The organism is Streptomyces jeddahensis (assembly GCF_001642995.1).
GTDB lineage: Bacteria > Actinomycetota > Actinomycetes > Streptomycetales > Streptomycetaceae > Streptomyces > Streptomyces jeddahensis.
The window spans coordinates 1-18,522 of record NZ_LOHS01000120.1; the positions used below are offsets into that span (position 1 = coordinate 1).

At 70.2% G+C, this 18,522-nt stretch carries 16 protein-coding genes and 1 pseudogene; 12 read left to right on the top strand and 5 right to left on the bottom strand.

Features of this window, described 5'->3' with window-relative positions:
* Both STSP_RS28835 and STSP_RS28840 read right to left on the bottom strand, forming a co-directional pair.
* A pseudogene (locus STSP_RS28835) lies at positions 1-1,099 on the bottom strand (hypothetical protein); the annotation flags it as partial.
* A gap of 392 nt (positions 1,100-1,491) precedes the next feature.
* Positions 1,492-2,469 (bottom strand): RNA polymerase sigma factor SigF, encoded by a 978-nt coding sequence (locus tag STSP_RS28840; RefSeq protein ID WP_067283877.1) that lies wholly within the window; start codon positions 2,467-2,469, stop codon positions 1,492-1,494.
* Between the two features lie 250 nt (positions 2,470-2,719).
* Here STSP_RS28840 and STSP_RS28845 point away from each other — a divergent pair, with 250 nt between their 5' ends.
* The 6 genes from STSP_RS28845 to STSP_RS28870 all read left to right on the top strand — a co-directional run bounded on the left by STSP_RS28845 (position 2,720) and on the right by STSP_RS28870 (position 8,786).
* Positions 2,720-3,088, top strand: coding sequence for an STAS domain-containing protein (locus tag STSP_RS28845; protein ID WP_067283881.1), 369 nt, complete (start codon positions 2,720-2,722; stop codon positions 3,086-3,088).
* Positions 3,089-3,409: 321 nt separating this feature from the next.
* Complete coding sequence (locus STSP_RS28850; RefSeq protein ID WP_107441428.1) at positions 3,410-4,108, top strand: ATP-binding protein; 699 nt, start codon at positions 3,410-3,412, stop codon at positions 4,106-4,108.
* Positions 4,109-4,373: 265 nt separating this feature from the next.
* On the top strand, positions 4,374-5,057 hold the full coding sequence (locus STSP_RS28855) for an LPXTG cell wall anchor domain-containing protein (RefSeq protein WP_067283883.1): 684 nt from the start codon (positions 4,374-4,376) through the stop codon (positions 5,055-5,057).
* The gene (locus STSP_RS28860) at positions 5,024-6,058 is read left to right on the top strand and encodes a COG1470 family protein (RefSeq protein WP_157902923.1); all 1,035 of its coding nucleotides are present in this window, start codon (positions 5,024-5,026) and stop codon (positions 6,056-6,058) included. The genes STSP_RS28855 and STSP_RS28860 overlap by 34 nt, the downstream gene beginning before the upstream one ends.
* 41 nt (positions 6,059-6,099) lie before the next feature.
* The gene (locus STSP_RS28865) at positions 6,100-7,338 is read left to right on the top strand and encodes a hypothetical protein (RefSeq protein WP_408646380.1); all 1,239 of its coding nucleotides are present in this window, start codon (positions 6,100-6,102) and stop codon (positions 7,336-7,338) included.
* A 122-nt stretch (positions 7,339-7,460) separates the two neighbouring features.
* Positions 7,461-8,786 carry a hypothetical protein gene (locus STSP_RS28870; RefSeq protein WP_067283903.1) on the top strand — a complete coding sequence of 442 codons (1,326 nt, stop codon included), beginning with the start codon at positions 7,461-7,463 and terminating at the stop codon, positions 8,784-8,786.
* A 163-nt stretch (positions 8,787-8,949) separates the two neighbouring features.
* Here the strand turns inward: STSP_RS28870 and STSP_RS28875 are convergent, their stop codons facing one another.
* Entirely contained in the window at positions 8,950-10,440 is a 1,491-nt protein-coding gene (locus STSP_RS28875; protein ID WP_067283886.1) for an oligopeptide:H+ symporter, read from the bottom strand.
* Between the two features lie 487 nt (positions 10,441-10,927).
* On the opposite strand from STSP_RS28875, the gene STSP_RS28880 reads away from it, so the two are divergent.
* A complete protein-coding gene (locus tag STSP_RS28880) occupies positions 10,928-11,605 on the top strand; it encodes a response regulator transcription factor (protein ID WP_067283888.1) in 678 nt (225 codons plus the stop codon).
* Between the two features lie 133 nt (positions 11,606-11,738).
* The gene (locus STSP_RS28885) at positions 11,739-13,016 is read left to right on the top strand and encodes an ATP-binding protein (protein ID WP_067283890.1); all 1,278 of its coding nucleotides are present in this window, start codon (positions 11,739-11,741) and stop codon (positions 13,014-13,016) included.
* A gap of 73 nt (positions 13,017-13,089) precedes the next feature.
* On the opposite strand, the gene STSP_RS28890 is transcribed toward STSP_RS28885, so the two are convergent.
* A complete protein-coding gene (locus tag STSP_RS28890) occupies positions 13,090-13,662 on the bottom strand; it encodes a GtrA family protein (RefSeq protein WP_067283891.1) in 573 nt (190 codons plus the stop codon).
* A 183-nt stretch (positions 13,663-13,845) separates the two neighbouring features.
* Here STSP_RS28890 and STSP_RS28895 point away from each other — a divergent pair, with 183 nt between their 5' ends.
* The 3 genes from STSP_RS28895 to STSP_RS28905 are packed head-to-tail and all read left to right on the top strand — an operon-like array spanning position 13,846 to position 16,746.
* Complete coding sequence (locus STSP_RS28895) at positions 13,846-14,985, top strand: 5-(carboxyamino)imidazole ribonucleotide synthase (protein WP_067283893.1); 1,140 nt, start codon at positions 13,846-13,848, stop codon at positions 14,983-14,985.
* A gap of 56 nt (positions 14,986-15,041) precedes the next feature.
* Complete coding sequence (gene purE, locus STSP_RS28900) at positions 15,042-15,554, top strand: 5-(carboxyamino)imidazole ribonucleotide mutase (protein WP_067283905.1); 513 nt, start codon at positions 15,042-15,044, stop codon at positions 15,552-15,554.
* A 4-nt stretch (positions 15,555-15,558) separates the two neighbouring features.
* Positions 15,559-16,746: a dipeptidase gene (locus STSP_RS28905; RefSeq protein WP_067283895.1), complete on the top strand. Its 1,188-nt coding sequence runs from the start codon at positions 15,559-15,561 to the stop codon at positions 16,744-16,746.
* 148 nt (positions 16,747-16,894) lie between these two features.
* Here STSP_RS28905 and STSP_RS28910 read toward each other — a convergent pair whose 3' ends face one another.
* Positions 16,895-18,235, bottom strand: a complete 1,341-nt coding sequence (locus STSP_RS28910) for a UDP-glucose dehydrogenase family protein (RefSeq protein ID WP_067283896.1) — start codon at positions 18,233-18,235, stop codon at positions 16,895-16,897.
* Between the two features lie 181 nt (positions 18,236-18,416).
* On the opposite strand from STSP_RS28910, the gene STSP_RS40485 reads away from it, so the two are divergent.
* Positions 18,417-18,522, top strand: a 106-nt coding sequence (locus STSP_RS40485; protein WP_232789833.1) for an acyl-CoA dehydrogenase family protein, incomplete at its 3' end; no start/stop codon positions are given.

The window sequence follows — 18,522 nt, forward strand, 5'->3', positions numbered from 1 at the left end:
CGTCGCCCCAGCCCCAGCCCCAGTCCCCGCCCCGGCCCCAGTCCCAGCCCCAGCGGCCGGGCGTGGGTCCGGGCGCGTCGGCTCCCGGCCCTGAGCGGGCGTGCGCGGCCACCCCGGTGCGACGGGGCCTGACGGCGTGTCGCGACCGGCCATACGGGGCGACGACGCCGCACGCCGTATCGCCACCGCCACCGCCCGCCGCATACGTGACGCCGCGGCCCGCGTACTCGGCCCCTGCCCACCCCAGCAACCCCTCCGCCAGTACCTCCCGTGGGGTGTCGCGCAGGCGGGCGAGCTGCGCGTACGCCGTGCTGCAGCAGGTGCATTCGGCCAGGTGGGCGTGGAGATCCGGGCTGTGCCGGGCGTATCCGGGGCGTACCGCCTCCTCGATGAGGCGGCCGTAGCCGCGGCAGCGGGTGTCTCCGTAGTGCGCCAGATGCGCGTTCAGCCAGGCCCTGCGCATCGCGTTCAGGGCCGAGTCCTTCAGCTGGGCGACCTCGTCGGGTGAAGCACCCACGTAGACAGCCGTGTTGGGGTCCAGTTCCTCGTCCACGACGCCGTACCAGAGGATGCCCTGCAGGCGGAGCGGGAGGCTGTGGAAGGCCGTCAGGACGACCGGGTCGGCACCATTCGGATTATTCGGGTTACTCGCCCCCGTCCCTGTCCCTGTCCCCGTCCCCGCCGCCGCGTCGAATCGGGCGAGCAGCCCGGGGGCGAGGCGTCCGTTGCGGGCGTCGGCGGCCCAGGCGCGGGCCACGCGCAGTACGTGCTGCAGCAGATGGTGGCGCCACGTCCCGCGCGGTTCGGCGCCCTGTTTCACCTCGTGGGCCGCGAGCGCGAACGCCTGTGCCGTGAGCTGCCGCGCGGAGTTCTCGCCTATGCCGCACAGTCGTGCGTAGCCGAGGACCGCGGGGCGGTGGCGGCGGCGGAGCTCGCGTAGTGCCGGGTATGCGGTGGGGGCGTTGGCACGGAGTAGTTCGGTGAGGCGGGCGTCGGGGGACTGGGCGTGCATGCCCTGGGCGGGCGGCTGTCCGGGCGGGGGCGCGGGCGGGTGCGTGGGCGAAGTGCTGCCGCTGTCCGTTCGGCCGAGCCGACCCATCCGCGCGCCTCCTCGTTCAAGCAGGCCTGACTCCCGGTACGTCGGTGTACCGGTGAGTAACGAGTGCCCATAGTGGTGGAAGCGGGTGGTCCGGGAAAAGTGTTTCCGGCGGTAATGGGGGCGGTTGGGTGGCGGGGCCGTTGGTTTTGTTCCCCCATCCCGCCCCTTCCCGTAACCGGGGCTCCGCCCCTGGACCCCGCTGGGGGCTCCGCCCCCAGACCCCCGTATCGCCCTGGCGGGCTCGTCCTCAAACGCCGGACGGGCTGAGAAGACGGGCTCGTCCTCAAGCGCCGAACGGGCTGGATTTGTGCCGGACGGGCCGGGAAGGCGAACGCCGGACGGGCTGGACAACCGCAAGTCCAGCCCGTCGCAGAGTTGTTCCCGGCCGCCCGTTACTCCTCGACCGTCAGCCCCTTGCGCAGTCGTACCAGCGTGCGCGAGAGCAGGCGTGAGACATGCATCTGGGAGATGCCGAGTTCGTCGCCGATCTCCGACTGCGTCATGTTGGCGACGAAGCGGAGTGAGAGGATCTTCCGGTCGCGGGGCGGGAGTTCCGCGATCAGCGGCTTCAACGACTCGACGTACTCGATGCCTTCGAGCCCGTGGTCCTCGTAGCCGATGCGGTCCGCGAGTGCGCCCTCGGAGTCGTCCTCCTCGGGCTGGGCGTCCAGCGAGCTCGCGGTGTACGCGTTGCTCGCGGCCATGCCCTCGACCACCTCGTCGTTCGAGATGCCCAGGCGCTCGGCCAGCTCTCCCACCGTGGGGGCGCGGTCGAGCTGCTGGGCGAGTTCGTCGCCGGCCTTGGCCAGGTCGAGACGGAGCTCCTGAAGCCTGCGGGGTACGCGCACCGACCAACTGGTGTCGCGGAAGAAGCGCTTGATCTCGCCGACGATGGTCGGCATCGCGAAGGTCGGGAACTCGACGCCCCGGCTGAGCTCGAAGCGGTCGATGGCCTTGATGAGGCCGATGGTGCCGACCTGGATGATGTCCTCCATCGGCTCGCTGCGGGAGCGGAAGCGCGAGGCGGCGAACTTCACCAGGGCGAGATTGAGTTCGACGAGGGTGTTGCGTACGTACGCGTACTCGTGGGTGCCTTCCTCGAGGGACTCGAGCCGCTCGAAGAGGGTCTTGGACAGGGCCCGCGCGTCCGCCGGCGCCACCTCGTCGTACGGGGGGATCGCCGGGAGGCCGTCGAGACCCTCCAGGGCCTCGGTGCCGGAACCGGAAACGAAGTCGGCGGGTTCCGTCCGAAGGGCGGGATCCGTGGATTCGGGGTCGATGACGGGACCGGTGGGGTCGGTCTCGAGGAGTACCGGTGGGGGTGTCGACGTCGCTTTGTGGGTACGCGCTTCGTCGAGCCGGGGTGACATGGTGTCCTCCATCGTTCTCGGCATATGGCTGCCGATGCCAATACGTGCACTGCGGTGTGCGGCGCCTCCAAAGCCGGCCGTGTCGATAGTTGTTATCTCTAGCCCTACCCGCTTTAGCGACGTTGTCGCAAGTGCGTTGTGTGGCGATATGCCCGATTCTGGGCTGTTGTTCGGGTGTCAGAGGGCGCGGTGAGGGCGTAGTGTTCAAGGGCGTCAATCAGCAGTGAACGACTGTCGGGAGAGAGACGGCATGGACCGCGGGACGGTCGGCAGCGCACATCGGGGCCGGCTTCTGGTCGAAGTCCGGGAACAGGGGCCGAGCGCCGTGGTGACACCGGCGGGAGAGCTGGATCACCACACCGCGGATCTGTTGCGCGAGCCTCTCGAAGGCTGTCTCGCCGACGGGTATACGCGCCTGGTGGTCGACTGCTCCCGGCTCGAATTCTGTGATTCCACCGGACTGAACGTGCTGCTCGGTGCGCGCCTCAAGGCGGACGCCCAGGGCGGCGGAGTCCATCTGGTGGGAATGCGGCCGGTGGTGGCGCGGGTATTCGAGATCACCGGGGCCGAAGCCGTTTTCACGGTGCACGAGACCCTCGAGGCGGCCCTGGCGGACTGAGCGTGCCGACGGCTCCCAGGTAAAGACTTGGGAAAGACCGCCGAATGGTTATGCCTCAGTTGTCTCAGTGTGACTGCTGCGTTACGAGTGTCACATGTCCCGTGTCGAATAAGTGGGTGTTCTCACGGTTCGGCCGGGCAGGAGACTTCCTGAATCCGTCAACAGTCATCACAGCGAGTGCGTAGTGTCCTCCTGTTCGTCTCCGTTCCGTCCCCGATCTGTCCCCCGTTCCGTCTCCACCGGGTCCGGCCCTGAGTCCGAGCCGAGCCCAGTCCCAACGTCCTGAACCGTGAAACGGTGAATCGGTGAGGTGAAGCGCTGATGAGCACCACCCGGTCCTGCTCGCCGGGCGACTGCGGCCCGGAGCCGGGTGCCGCCGCCGACGGCGTTTCCGCGGTGCCCGGGGGCGCTTCCGGGACGGCCGGGGGTGCTTCCGGGGTGGCCGGGGGTATCGCGGGATCCGAGGGCGCGTTCGCCGTGTCCGTGGATGCCGTGTCGGGGGATGTGGATGCGGTGGCCTCGGGTGGTGTGTCGGGGGATGTCGTTGATTCCGGTGGTGTGTCGGGAGATGCCGTGTCCGTGGACGGCGGGTCCGGGCAGCGGCACGCCGGCCTCCAGTCCCGCAGGCTGAGCCTCAACGGCGCGAGCGGAATCGTCCCGCTTGCCCGCGACTTCACCCGGCAGGCGCTCTACGACTGGGGCTGGCTGCCCGCCGCGACCGCCGACCGGCGCGCGGCCGCCGAGGACGTCCTGCTGGTCGTCTCGGAGCTGGTGACCAACGCGTGCCTGCACGCCGAAGGGCCCGAGAACCTCTGGGTCTCCTGCGACGGCAAGGTGCTGCGCATCGAGGTCACCGACCGCGGCGCCGGACACCCCGCCCCGCGCACCCCGCACCGCGCCGGACGCCCCGGCGGACATGGCATGTTCATCGTCCAGCGCCTCTGCCTGGACTGGGGAGTTGTACGGACCCCTGGGGTCGCCGGCAAGACCGTGTGGGCCGAACTCGGCGCCCCCGCATAACCTTCACCGTCCCCCACCATTTGTTACCCGCGGTTCGAACCCTTCTTCGCACGCGCCCTGGGGTGCGCCGGATCGTCAGAGATCCGGCGCGTCCGTTGTCTTCCCTCGACAAGGTCCCAGGCGTACCTTGAGCGCCCAATCTGATGTGCCGTCAGTAACTTCTGCGGACGCATGGCGCATGGCGCATGGCCCATGGCGTTCGGCGTTTGGACCACGGACGCACGGAGGGACTGCGGCACGGTCACCGGCATGAGGGGAACTCGAGGTGTCGTACCGGACGTACCAGAAGCGAACGGCCGCGCTGGCGCTCGGCGCGGCCCTGGCCGGCGGCTCGGCGGTGCTGATGGCCGCCCCGGCCGCACACGCCCAAGTCGTGGACGTCGATTACCAGTGCAAGACGCCGATCGGCAACAAGGGCGCCGTCTCGCCGATCGACATCAAGAGCGTCAAGAGCGGCAGCGCCTACAAGCTCACCATGTCCTTCCAGAAGGGCGTCTCGTCCAGCCCGGTGGAGCTGGGCAAGGGGGCGATGAAGCCGAGCGCAGTCATCAAGCTGGGCGGCGCGGAGACCGGCTCCGTCCCCGTGTCGGGGCCGCCCAACTCCAAGGCGATCCCCGCCAACACGCCCATCAAGATCAGCGACCTGACGGGGACCTATACGCCGAAGAAGAGCGGCAAGGTCACGTTCACCGCGGGCGTGCTCACCATCAAGGCCCTCGGGACGACGACCACCTGCACCCCCGCCAACGATCCGAAGCCCTCGCTGACCCTGGACGTCACCGCTGCGGGAGGCGGTACGTCGCAGAGCGCGCCGTCGGGCGGTGAGGAGCTGCCGCAGACCGGGCCTGAGGACTCGGCGGTGGCGCTGGGAACGCTGGGCGGCACGGTGCTGCTGGCGGGGGCCGCCGGGGTGCTGTGGCTGACTCGGCGCAACCAGCCGGCGCGCTGATGCCGCCGCCCGTGCCGTCGCGCGTACGGCTGTTGTCGTCCGTGCCGTTCGCTCTGCTGCTGGTCGCCGGGCTGGCTACCGGGCACGTGGACAGGTCGTACGACAACGGGATCCCCGCGGCAGCCCGCAGCAGTACGGCGTGGTCTGTCGTCCCCTCCGCCGGGGGCGGGACCCGGCCCGCGGAGGGCGGGCGGCCGTACTTCTACGCCGAGGGCGTGCCCGGGGCCGTGCTCGAGGACACGGTGTCCGTCGTCAACCCCGGTGCGAAGGCGCTCACGGTGGAGTTGCGGGGTGCGGACGCGGACAACACCCGGGACGGTGGTCTGTCGCTGCGCAAGCGGTCGACGGACACGGGTGCGTGGGTCACCTTCGCCGAGCGCACGGTGAGGATCCCGCCGCGCACGCGGGCCGACGTGCCGTTCACCGTCACCGTTCCGGGCGACGCGACGCCCGGTGATCACCCGGGGGCCGTCGTTGCGAGCAGTGGCGGGCGCGACGCGGCGGTGCGGCTGCAGCTCCGGGTCAGCGGCCCCACACTGGCGGCGCTCACCGTGGAGCGCGTGCGGGCCGAGGGCGAGCACATCTCGTACGACCTGGTGAACCGTGGCAACACCGTGCTGACCCCGAGGCTCGCGGTGTGGGCCGACGGGGTCTTCGGCGAGGTCCTCGAGCGCGGTCCCCGAACTCTGCCGGTCGAGCTGCTGCCCGGCCGCCGGATCACGCTCACCGAGCCGTGGCCGGACGCGCCGGCCTTCGACTCGGTCGACATCAGGCTGACGGTCACGGCGGCGGGCGGCGCCCGGGACACGGCCACGGCGTCCGCCCGCTTCGTGCCGTGGGGCGTGCTTGCGGGGGTGGCGGCCGTGCTGGCGGCCGTGGGCGGTGGGGCCTTCTGGCGGTTGCGCCGCGCGGGGGGCCTGCGCGGCCGGAGTGGTTGGGGGCTGGGCGGTCGCCCCCGACGGACGGATTCCGAGAACGAGTTGACGGGAGCGGTCACGTGATTTCTTTCTCCCCCAACCCGCCCCTTCCCGCAGTATCGAATATGCGGCTCCGCCGCGTGGCAGAGGGGCAAGCCCCCTGGACCTCCCGATCGCCCTCCGGGCTCGTCCTCAATCGCCGGACGGGCTCGGGTGTCGCCCTGCTCGCTGCCCTCGCCCTCCTGCTCGTGGCGGCGGCCCCGCCCGCCTCCGCCGCCGGCAAGCCCACCGTGACGCTCTCCACGTCCGAGGCGGGTGCGGGCGGTTCGGTCACCGTGACCGGGAAGGGCTGGCGTCCGAACGCCCTGCTGATGCTGCTCATCTGCGGCCAGTCGGCGCCCGGCAGGGGCGTGATCGGCGGCACCAACTCCTGTGCCAACGGCGACGGCCGTGCCGTCACGACGGACGGCGACGGGGAGTTCAGCAAGAAGCTGCCGGTCGCCGAGCCACCGGAGCCGTGCCCGTGCGTCGTGCACGTGGCCACGGTCACCGGCGAGCAGGCCGCCGCCGACGCCGTACTGAAGGTCGCGGGCCACCCCGTCGAACCGCTGCCGGAGCAGGACGGTGCCGGAAAGCTGTCGGTGCTGACGGACACCCGGCTCGAGGGGTCGAGCGGGATCCTGACCTGGTTCGGCGCCCCGCCCGGTCGTCAACTGGTCTTCACCGTCGGCAACATCGGCTCGGCGCCCGTCAAGGACCCGGTCTTCCAGGTGGGCACCGCCCACGGCGTGTTCGCCCCGCAGTGGGAGGAGCAACAGTGGCGCGGCACCATCGCGCCCGGCAAGAAGGCCCAGATCAAGCTGCCGGTCGAACTGGCCGCGGGCGCCCACGGCGACTATGTGGTCTCGCTCAGGTTCGGCGGGAAGGTGCTCGCCGAGCAGCCGTGGGGCGTGGGCCGCCCCTGGGGCGTCACGCTCTTCTGGATCCTGCTCTGCGTCGTCGTACCGTCCGCGGTGTTCCGTATCGGCATGGCGATCGTCGACCGGATACGCCCGCGGGCACCGGGTCGCGGCGGGAGGCACCGGGGCGTGCAGCTGCCCGACATGACCGTCCGGCTCCCCAGGCTCGGCTTGTCCCGTCCGGCGACCGGCACCCCGTCTGCGGGCGGCGCTGCGACGACCGGCACCTGGGCGGACGGGCCGCGTAACGACGAGGCCGCGGACGGCCCGGCCCGTACGACCACGACGGCCTTGCCCTGGTTCACCCCGGACACCGATCCGGGGGCGTCGGCCGGCCGGTTCTCCGCACCGTCAGAGCTCTCCGCACCACCGCAGAACAGCCCGACGACGAAGGGAAACACGTGAGCAGGCAACGGAGGGTCGGCCCGGTCCGCGGGGCGCCTGGTGCGCGGAGTCGGAGGATCCGGGGTCAGAGGATCCGGTGGGCCGCCGGCCCGCGCAGAATCAGCGTGGGCGGCGTCGCCCTCATGCTGAGCGGTGCCGGCATCCTGCTGGCAGCCGCCCCGGCGCAGGCGGCCGAGGTCGTCTACAAGACCGAGTGCATCCCGCCCGCGATCTCCGGCATGGACCCCGTGCAGGGCACCACCGAGGTGGAGATCACCGCTCCCGCCGAGGCCAAGGTCGGCGACGAGGTCGAAGTGGTGTGGAAGTTCGTCCAGGCCGCGTCGAAGAACCCCGACGTCATCGACCTCGAAGAGAACACCGTCCAGCCCACCGGCACGCTGAAGGCGGGCGGCGCGCAGACCGCCGACATCGCGATGGAGGGGCCGCGCGAGAACCCGCCCATCCCCAAGAACAGCGACATGAAGCTGTCCGACATGAAGGGCACGCTGAAGCTGACGGCGCCCGGCGAGGTCACGCTGACCCCGGACGCGTACAACATCAACGTCAGCAAGCCCATGTCGACGGACACGAAGTGCACACCGCAGGAGCAGGTGAAGCCCGCGGCGACCATCAACGTGACTGACGGGGGCGGGAGTTCGGGCGGCACGACGGGCGGGCTCCCGACCGGCGTACCCACGGGGCTGCCGACCGGCCTTCCCACAGGCATCCCCACGGGCCTGCCGACCGGCCTGCCGACGGGCGGCACCAGCGGCTCCTCCGGAGGCGACACGGGAGGCTCCGCCGGGGGCGGCGACAGCGGTGGCACGACCGGCGGGGACGACGGCGGCACCAGCGGTGGCGGCGGTGGGAAGACCGACTTCACCGGCAAGGAGGTCCAGATCCCGTACGAGTGCAAGACGCCCATCGGCGACAAGAGCGCGACGTCCCCCGTGCAGATCAACGCCAAGAAGAGCGGCGGGGACTTCGACCTCACGGTGCAGTTCAAGAAGTCGGTGATGGACAGCCCGGCGGACATCCCGGAGGACTCCGTGAAGCCGTCGATGGAGGTCGTGCTTGGCGGCGCCGACAAGGGCACGGTCCATGTCGAGGGCCCGACGAACAAGGAACCGATCAAGTCGGGCGACCCCATCAACATCCCCGACCTGACCGGCACCTACAAGCCGGGCGCCGACGGCAAGGCGACGTTGTCGCCCGGCGTGCTCACGGTGAAGGCGCTCGGCACGACGACGACGTGCACGCCGGCCAAGAGCGAGGTGTCGCTCGAGCTCGACACGTCGGCTCAGCCGGGTGGGGCGTCCGGCGGCTCTGCCGCCGGCGGTGGCGGGCTTGCGGAGACGGGGGCGGGTGACAACGGTGCGCTGCGCGCGCTGGGGCTCGTTGCCGGGACCGTGATCCTGCTCGGTGGAGCGGTCTTCACGTTTCTGCCGCGGCGGGGTGTGGTCCGCTGACCGTACGACGCGCGGTTGCCCGCCGTCGTGGGGCTGTGCCCACCCGTTCCGCCCTGGGGGCACCTCCCAGCGTTAGCTGGGGGAGGAACGACTGCCCACAGCGGTGAAGGGCCGCCGCACCTCACGGTGCGGCGGCCCTTCGTACGAAGCCGGGCGGACTACGTCAGTTGACGGTGCCCATGAGCTCCTTGACCCGCTTGCGGTACATCCACAGTGCGATGCCCGCGAACACGGCGAGCGCGGCCTGGAGGCCGACGATGCCGGTCTTGTTCAGGTCGACACCCGCGAGGGACAGCAGGCCGGTGGTGCAGTCGCCCGCGGTGACGGCGAGGAACCAGACACCCATCATCTGGGAGCCGTACTTGACGGGCGCCATCTTGGTGGTGATGGACAGACCCACCGGGGAGAGGCACAGCTCACCCACGGTCTGGACGAAGTAGATCGCGACCATCCACCAGGCGGCGACCTTCGCGCCGTCACCGGCCATGGTGAGCGGGATCAGGAAGACGAAGAACGAGACACCGATCAGGAACAGACCGGACGCGAACTTCACGACCGTGCTCGGCTCCTTGCCGCGCCGGTTCAGCGCCAGCCAGATCCAGGCGACGACCGGGGCCAGCGCCATGACGATGACCGGGTTGACCGACTGATACCAGGAGACCGGGAAGTCGAAGCCCAGGATCACCGTGTTCGTCGAGGACTCGCCGAAGATCGCCAGGGTCGAACCGCCCTGGTCGTAGATCATCCAGAAGAGGGCCGCGGCCACGAAGAACCAGATGTAGCCGGAGACCTTCGACTGCTCGGCGCTGGTCAGCTCCTTGTCGCGCTTGATGCGCGCCAGGACCATGACCGGGATGATCAGGCCGGCCAGGGTGATCGGGACGAGCGCCCAGTTCAGGGTGTACGTGCCGGAGGCGACGAGACCGCCGTAGACGACGACGGCGACGATCAGCCAGATCAGGCCCTTGCGCAGCGTCGAGGCCTTCTCGGCCGCGGACAGCGGCTTCGGGACGAAGCTGGAGGCCGGGCTCAGGTGGCGGGTGCCGATGAGGAACTGGGCGAGACCCAGCGCCATGCCGAGCGCGGCCAGCGCGAAGCCCAGGTGCCAGTTCACGTTCTCGCCGACGGTGCCGATGATCAGCGGGGCGGCGAAGGCGCCGAGGTTGATGCCCACGTAGAAGAGCGTGAAGCCGCCGTCACGGCGCGGGTCGTCCGGGCCGTCGTAGAGCTGGCCGACCATCGTGGAGATGTTGGCCTTCAGCAGACCGGAGCCCAGGGCGACGAGGCCCAGGCCGGCGAAGAAGGTGCCCTCCGAGGGCAGGGCCAGCGTCAGGTGGCCCAGCATGATGATGGCGCCCGCGACCGCGACGGTCTTGCGGGGACCCCAGACCCGGTCGCCGAACCAGCCGCCGGGCATGGCGAGCAGGTACACCAGCGAGAGGTAGACCGAGTAGATCGCCGTCGCCGTGGCCGGGCTCATGCCGAGGCCGCCGGGTGCGATCAGGTACAGCGGGAGCAGGGCCCGCATGCCGTAGTAGGAGAAGCGCTCCCACATCTCGGTCAGGAAGAGTGTGGCCAGGCCGCGGGGGTGGCCGAAGAAGGTCTTCTCGGAGCCAGGGGTGCTGGCCGAGTCCTTCGTCAGGCTGGACGCCATGGGTCGTTCCTTGTGGGTTCGGGACGCGGTGCCAGGAGCTGGGGACGCGCCCGGTGGGGGGCGGCCGGCACCGGCATCGGGCCGTCCACCCACCAACGCCCAGGGGGGTGCGCTCGCTCCGGTCCGGGAGCGAGGGACGGTGACACCGGGATCCACGCCCTGGCGCATCGATGCGCCAGGGCCCGGCCAACAGGTCATTCCTTGTAAGGCTGGCAGCTGCCGGCCCGCACATGAAGATGACCTTCGGCCCGCAATAGCGTGCCAAAGGTCATGCAGTAGTGCTACAGGCGTCCTGCCACCATAAAGCACGACACAGGGTGATATGAACACGACTGAGACGTGAATCACAGGTGAAACCTGGAACCGGAGCCCGTTTTCGAAGGTCACTTCCAGTGTCTCACCCCATACCCGCAGGCCCGTCCTGGAGGGCCCAGGGCGTGGCAGATCACACCCCTGACGTAGTCCCTCGCGGACTACCATCACCTCCATGACCCGTGTACTGCTCGCCGAGGACGACGCGTCCATCTCGGAGCCGCTCGCCCGCGCCCTGCGCCGGGAGGGCTACGAGGTAGAGGTGCGTGAGGACGGCCCCACCGCGCTCGACGCAGGAATACAGGGCGGCGTCGACCTGGTCGTACTCGACCTCGGGCTGCCCGGCATGGACGGCCTCGAGGTGGCCCGCCGGCTGCGCGCCGAGGGCCTCTCGGTGCCGATCCTCATCCTGACCGCGCGCGCCGACGAGGTGGACACCGTCGTCGGCCTCGACGCGGGCGCCGACGACTACGTCACCAAGCCGTTCCGTCTCGCCGAACTCCTCGCGCGCGTGCGGGCCCTGCTGCGCCGCGGCGCGGCCGAGCCCCAGCAGCCGCCCGCCACCCACGGCGTGCGCATCGACGTCGAGTCGCACCGCGCCTGGATGGGCGAGGAGGAGCTCCAGCTCACGGCCAAGGAGTTCGACCTGCTGCGGGTGCTCGTGCGGGACGCGGGCCGGGTCGTCACCCGGGACCAGCTGATGCGCGAGGTCTGGGACACCACCTGGTGGTCGTCGACCAAGACGCTCGACATGCACATCTCCTGGCTCCGCAAGAAACTCGGCGACGACGCGGCGAACCCGCGCTACATCGCCACGGTCCGCGGTGTCGGCTTCCGCTTCGAGAAGTCCTGAGGCCTCCGGAAGCCCTGAAGCCTCGAGAAGTCCTGAGGCCTCGAGAAGTCCTGAGGCCTCGGGAAGACCGCCCGCCCGGAGAGAACGGCTGAACAGCTGACGTGCACACACTGAACCACGTGCGGACACCGGTATGCGCCGCCGGCTGATCAACTCCACGCTCGCCGTGGTGCTCATCGTGATCGCCGTGTTCGGCATCTCCCTCGTCATCGTCGAGACCCGCACGATCACCGCCGGCGCCCAGGACCGCGTGGAGTCCGAGGCGCTGCGGCTCGTCAGCATCGTCGACAGCCGCCTGATCGGCGACGAGAAGATCACGGCGGGCATACTCAGCGACCAGGTGCCCGCCGACCGGTACGCGCTCATCGAGATCGAGGGGCGCGCGCCCATCGAGGTCGGCGAGCGCCCCGTCGGCGACGTCATCCAGTCCACGGCCACGGGCGAGCAGGGCGAGAGGGTCACCGTCCAGGAGTCGCGCTCGTCGGTCACCCAGGAGGTCGGCCGGACGCTGCTGATCATCGCCGGTGTCGCGCTGCTCGCCATCGTCGCCGCGGTGCTCCTCGCCGTACGCCAGGCCAACCGCCTCACCTCCCCGCTGACCGACCTCGCGGAGACCGCGGAACGGCTGGGCTCGGGAGACCCGCGGCCGCGCAGCAGGCGGTACGGCGTCCAGGAGCTGGACCGGGTCGCCGATGTGCTGGACCGCTCGGCCGAGCGGATCGCGCGGATGCTCACCGCGGAGCGACGGCTGGCCGCCGACGCCTCGCACCAGCTCCGCACCCCCCTGACCGCCTTGTCCATGCGGCTCGAGGAGATCGCGCTCACCGAGGACCTGCACACGGTCAAGGAGGAGGCGACGATCGCGCTGGCGCAGGTCGAGCGGCTCACGGACGTCGTCCAGCGGCTGCTCACCAACGCCCGGGACCCGCGCACAGGATCCGCCGTCTCCTTCGACCTGGACGAGGTCATCAAACAGCAGGTCGAGGAATGGCGGCCCGCCTACCGCAGCGCGGGCCGCGCCATCGTCAGCTCGGGCAAACGGCATCTGCAGGCGGTCGGCACGCCCGGCGCGGTCGCACAGGTGCTGGCCGCGCTGATCGAGAACTCGCTGATGCACGGGGGCGGCACGGTCGCGCTGCGCACCCGGGTCACGGGCAACCAGACCGTCATCGAGGTCACCGACGAGGGCCAGGGCGTGCCGCCGGAACTGGGCGCGCGGATCTTCGAGCGGACCATCAGCGGCCGCAACTCCACGGGGATCGGACTCGCCGTGGCCCGCGACCTGGCCGAGGCGGACGGCGGCCGCCTGGAGATGCTGCAGGCCAAGCCGCCGGTGTTCGGGCTGTTCCTGTCGCGTACGGCCCCGAAGGCCGCCGTGGGCCACGAGGCGGCCCGGCCGACCGTCAGGTGACCGGTTCCGCCCGTCAGGTGACCGGCCGGAGTGCCCCGGCGGTCACCTCACGCCTGCCGGCCTGGGCGGCCGGTTACCTCACGCGCTGCCTGGGCCGTCCGCGCTCGGACTCAAGGAACGATTCGGCGCGCGCCACTTCCCCCACTGCTGTGACGGTGTGGGGCGCGGTACCCGCATCGTGGACCGGCAGCGCCTTGAACACCCAGGTCCGGTACGACCAGAAGCGGAACAGCGTCGCGATGCCGATGCCGAGGAACTTGAAGAAGTTGTTCTGCAGCGGGCTGTCCCAGCCGAAGGCGTAGGTCGCGACGTACAGCACGCCGTTCTCGATCACCAGGCCGATGGCGCTGAAGAACAGGAAGAGCGTGAGCTCCTTGGTGCGCCCGCTCTTGTCGCGGTCCCGGTACGCAAAGTAGCGGAAGCCGATGTAGTTGAAGACGATCGCGACGACCGTGGCGATGACGCTGGCCCGCACCACCTGGAGACCGGTGACGTGGCGCACCAGGTTGAACACGGCCAGGTTCACGAGGATGCCCGCGCCGCCGACGGCGCCGAACTTGGCGACTTCCCGTGCGAGGCGGTCGAAACGCCGGCGCACGGCGCTTTTGGGCGCCGCATGAGCCCCCGTAGAACCACCTCTGCCCATGATGTGCCAGCCCCCGTCTTCTTGGTTTCGTCAACCCGGCCATGCTAACCAGCGGTTCTTCGTGGCGCGCGTGGACAAAGGTAAGACGTGGGTAACGTGTGACCTCTGTGTGATGAACATGCGGAGATTTCGATGGATATGCGCGGAGTCCGAGCGGTGCCGGGCGGCCGATACCCTAGGGGCGTGACGTTCCCGGTAGTCGGCATGGTCGGCGGGGGTCAGCTCGCTCGTATGACGCACGAGGCTGGCATCCCGCTCGGCATCAGGTTCAAGCTCCTCAGTGACACTCCCCAGGACTCTGCGGCGCAGGTCGTCAATGATGTCGTCGTCGGCGACTATCGCGACCTCGACACGCTGCGCGAGTTCGCGCGGGGCTGCGATGTGATCACCTTTGATCACGAACACGTACCCACCGAGCATCTGCGGGCACTGGAGGCGGACGGAATCCCCGTACGCCCGGGTCCCGACGCGCTCGTGCACGCCCAGGACAAGGGCGTGATGCGCGCGAAGCTCGACGCGATCGGCGTGCCGTGCCCGCGCCACCGGATCGTGAGCGATCCGGAGGACGTGGCGGCCTTCGCCGCGGAGGGCGACGGTTTCCCGGTCGTCCTCAAGACCGTGCGCGGTGGATACGACGGCAAGGGCGTGTGGGTCGTGGACTCCGTCGAGGAGGCCGCCGAGCCCTTCAAGGCGGGCGTGCCCGTCCTCGCCGAGGAGAAGGTCGACTACGCCCGCGAGCTGGCCGCCAACGTCGTCCGCTCGCCGCACGGCCAGGCCGTCGCCTACCCCGTCGTCGAGTCGCAGCAGGTCGACGGCGTCTGCGACACGGTCATAGCACCGGCCCCCGGCCTCGACGAGGCGCTCGCGCTGCAGGCAGAGGAGCTCGCCCTGCGCATCGCCAAGGAGCTCGGCGTCATCGGCCATCTCGCCGTCGAGCTGTTCGAGACCCGCGACGGCCGCATCCTCGTCAACGAGCTGGCGATGCGCCCGCACAACTCCGGGCACTGGACGCAGGACGGCGCGATCACCTCGCAGTTCGCCAACCATGTGCGCGCCGTGCTCGACCTGCCGCTCGGCGACCCGCGCCCGCGCGCCAAGTGGACCGTGATGTGCAACGTCCTCGGCGGCGACTACCCCGACATGTACTCGGCGTATCTGCACTGCATGGCCCGCGACCCGCAGTTGAAGATCCACATGTACGGCAAGGACGTGAAGCCCGGCCGCAAGGTCGGCCACGTCAACACCTACGGCGACGACCTGGACGACGTGCTCGAGCGCGCCCGCCACGCCGCCGGCTATCTGCGAGGGACGATCACCGAGTGAGCACCTCTCCCGGCACCTCTGCCGAATCCTCCGCCGGGCCCGTCGTCGGCATCGTCATGGGCTCCGACTCCGACTGGCCCGTCATGGAGGCCGCGGCCCAGGCACTCGACGAGTTCGAGATCCCCTACGAGGTCGACGTCGTCTCCGCGCACCGGATGCCGCGCGAAATGGTCGCGTACGGCGAGGAGGCCGCCGACCGCGGCCTGAAGGTGATCATCGCCGGTGCGGGCGGCGCCGCCCATCTGCCCGGCATGCTGGCCTCGGTCACCCCGCTGCCGGTGATCGGCGTCCCCGTACCGCTGAAGTACCTCGACGGCATGGACTCCCTGCTCTCCATCGTGCAGATGCCGGCGGGCGTGCCGGTGGCGACCGTGTCGGTCGGCGGCGCACGCAACGCGGGGCTGCTCGCGGCCCGTATCCTCGCCGCCCACGACGAGGAACTGCTCGCCCGTATGCGGGAGTTCCAGCAGGAGCTCAACGACCAGGCCACCGAGAAGGGCAAGCGGCTGCGCGCGAAGGTCGAGGGAGCGGCGGGCGGGTTCGGCTTCGGCTCGGCGTCCGGGAAGTGACGGCGTGACGACGCATCTGGACGAGGCCCGGGAACTGCTGGCCGAGTTCCCTGTCGTCGACGGGCACAACGACCTGCCCTGGGCCCTGCGCGAGCAGGTCCGCTACGACATCGACCAGCGCGACATCGCGACCGACCAGAGTGCACACCTGCACACCGACCTCGCGCGGCTGCGGGCCGGCGGGGTCGGCGCGCAGTTCTGGTCTGTGTACGTCCGTACGGATCTGACGGGCGACGCGGCGGTGAGCGCCACGCTCGAACAGATCGACTGTGTCGAGCAGTTGATCACCCGTTACCCGGCCGATCTCCGGCGCGCGCGGACGGCCGCCGACATGCAGGCGGCACGCGACGAGGGCCGCATCGCCTCGCTGATGGGCGCCGAGGGCGGCCACTCCATCAACAACTCGCTGGCCACGCTGCGCGCCCTGTACACCCTGGGTGTCCGCTACATGACGCTCACGCACAACGACAACATCGCGTGGGCGGACTCGGCGACCGACAGGCCGGGCGTCGGCGGCCTGTCGCCCTTCGGCCGCGAGGTCGTACGCGAGATGAACCGCATCGGCATGCTCGTGGACCTGTCCCATGTGGCGGCCACGACGATGCGCGACGCCCTGGACACGTCCACGGCGCCCGTGATCTTCTCGCACTCCTCGTCCCGCGCGGTCTGCGACCACCCGCGGAACATCCCCGACGACGTGCTGGAACGGCTCCCGGCCAACGGGGGAGTGGCGATGGTCACCTTCGTCCCGAAGTTCGTCCTCCAGGCGGCAGTGGACTGGACGGCGGCGGCCGACGACAACATGCGCACGCACGGCTTCCACCCGCTCGACACCACGCCCGAGGTGATGAAGATCCATCGCGCCTTCGAGGAGGCAAACCCGCGCCCGATCGCCACCGCCGCCACGGTCGCCGACCACCTCGACCACATGCGCGACGTCGCCGGCATCGACCACATCGGCATCGGCGGCGACTACGACGGCACGGCCTTCACCCCGGACGGCCTGAACGACGTCTCCGGCTACCCGAACCTCATCGCCGAGCTCCTCGCCCGCGGCTGGTCCCGCACAGACCTGTCCAAGCTGACTTGGCAGAACGCGGTACGGGTACTGGGCGCAGCCGAGGACGTGGCCCGGGACCTGGGCGCGACCACTGCCCCGTCAAACGCGACACTGGAGCAACTGGACGGCTGACCGGGCTGTACCGCCGTGGGCGGCGCGCGCCGCTACCGCTGTGGGCAATCGTTCCGCAGGGCTGGGGGCACCTCCCAGCGGTAGCTGGGGGAGGGTGGGCACAGCACCACGACGGCGGGCGCCGTTAAACGTAGGGCCGGCCCGAGCGTTACGCCGCGGGCCGCCCCATGGCCCGGAACGTCCACCCGGCCTCCCGCCAGCGCGCAGCGTCAAGCGCGTTGCGCCCATCCAGCAACATCCGCTCCGCCACAACACCCCCGAGCCCCGCAGGATCCAGCTCCCGGAACTCCCGCCACTCCGTGAGATGCAGCACCACGTGCGCACCCTTCACGGCCTCGGCCGCCGACTCCGCGTACCCCAGCGTCGGAAACAGCCGCTTGGCGTTCTCCATGCCCTTGGGGTCGTACACGGTGACCTGACCGCCCTGCAGATGGATCTGCCCGGCGACGTTCAGCGCGGGCGAGTCCCGTACGTCGTCGGAGTCCGGCTTGAACGTGGCGCCGAGCACCGCGACCCGCTTGCCGAGGAAGCTGCCGCCGACCGCGTCGCGCGCCATCTCGACCATCTGCCCGCGCCGCCGCATGTTGATGGAGTCGATCTCGCGGAGGAAGGTGAGCGCCTGGTCCGCGCCCAGCTCGCCGGCCCGGGCCATGAAGGCGCGGATGTCCTTGGGCAGACAGCCGCCGCCGAATCCGATCCCGGCCCGCAGGAACTTCGACCCGATCCGCTCGTCGTACCCGATCGCCTCGGCCAGCTTCACGACGTCGCCGTACGCCGCCTCGCACACCTCCGCCATCGCGTTGATGAAGGAGATCTTGGTCGCGAGGAAGGAGTTGGCGGCGGTCTTCACCAGCTCGGCCGTCGGGAAATCGGTCACCACGAAGGGCGTGCCCTCCGCGACCGGTGCCGCGTACACCTCGCGCAGCAGCTTCTCCGCCCGCTCGCTGCGGACGCCCACGACGATCCGGTCCGGGTGCAGGGTGTCCTCGACCGCGAAGCCCTCGCGCAGGAACTCCGGATTCCAGGCCAGTTCGACCTCGCCGCCCGCGGGCGCGAGCTCGGCGATGCGGGCCGCGAGCCGCTCGGCGCTGCCCACCGGCACGGTGGACTTCCCGACGACGAGCGCGGGCCTGTGGAGGTGCTTGGCGAGGGACTCCATCGCGGAGTCCACGTAACTCATGTCGCAGGCGTACTCGCCCTGCTTCTGCGGAGTGTTCACACAGACGAAGTGGACGTCACCGAACTCCGCGATCTCCGCCCAGTCCGTGGTGAAGCGAAGCCGCCCGCTGGAGCCCTCGATCCCCGCGACATGCCTGCGCAGCAGCTCCTCGAGACCCGGCTCGTACATCGGCGTCCGGCCGGACTCCAGCAGCGCGATCTTCTCGGGCACGACATCGAGCCCCAGCACCTCGAACCCCAGCTCGGCCATGGCCGCGGCGTGCGTGGCGCCGAGATAGCCGGTGCCGATCACGGTGATCTTGAGGGCCATGCGGTGCTCCAGTGCTCCAGTCGAAAGCGGCTTCGGTGCCTGCCCGAGCATAGTCGGGCGCTGTCAGGCCCTTTCCCGGTCATCCTTTCCGCTGTCGTCAACCTCACGTACACGCCGCACGAACGGCCCCCTAAGATTTGGGTTACTTAACGGTAATTAGCTCCTTGGAGGGTGAGAGACCTTGGCGGGAACGTCGGATTTCGATCTGTACCGGCCGTCGGAAGAGCACGACCTGCTCCGTGAGACGGTGCGTTCGCTCGCCGAGGCGAAGATCGCCCCGTATGCGG

Bases quoted from the DNA above. Each gene is read 5' to 3' on its own strand.
- purE (WP_067283905.1), top strand. From the start codon at position 15,042: ATGGGCTCCGACTCCGACTGGCCCGTCATGGAGGCCGCGGCCCAGGCA.
- STSP_RS28885 (WP_067283890.1), top strand. From the start codon at position 11,739: ATGCGCCGCCGGCTGATCAACTCCACGCTCGCCGTGGTGCTCATCGTG.
- STSP_RS28865 (WP_408646380.1), top strand. From the start codon at position 6,100: ATGCGGCTCCGCCGCGTGGCAGAGGGGCAAGCCCCCTGGACCTCCCGA.
- STSP_RS28890 (WP_067283891.1), bottom strand. From the start codon at position 13,662: ATGGGCAGAGGTGGTTCTACGGGGGCTCATGCGGCGCCCAAAAGCGCC.
- STSP_RS28850 (WP_107441428.1), top strand. From the start codon at position 3,410: ATGAGCACCACCCGGTCCTGCTCGCCGGGCGACTGCGGCCCGGAGCCG.
- STSP_RS28845 (WP_067283881.1), top strand. From the start codon at position 2,720: ATGGACCGCGGGACGGTCGGCAGCGCACATCGGGGCCGGCTTCTGGTC.
- STSP_RS28870 (WP_067283903.1), top strand. From the start codon at position 7,461: ATGCTGAGCGGTGCCGGCATCCTGCTGGCAGCCGCCCCGGCGCAGGCG.
- STSP_RS28880 (WP_067283888.1), top strand. From the start codon at position 10,928: ATGACCCGTGTACTGCTCGCCGAGGACGACGCGTCCATCTCGGAGCCG.
- STSP_RS28840 (WP_067283877.1), bottom strand. From the start codon at position 2,469: ATGTCACCCCGGCTCGACGAAGCGCGTACCCACAAAGCGACGTCGACA.
- STSP_RS28910 (WP_067283896.1), bottom strand. From the start codon at position 18,235: ATGGCCCTCAAGATCACCGTGATCGGCACCGGCTATCTCGGCGCCACG.
- STSP_RS28875 (WP_067283886.1), bottom strand. From the start codon at position 10,440: ATGGCGTCCAGCCTGACGAAGGACTCGGCCAGCACCCCTGGCTCCGAG.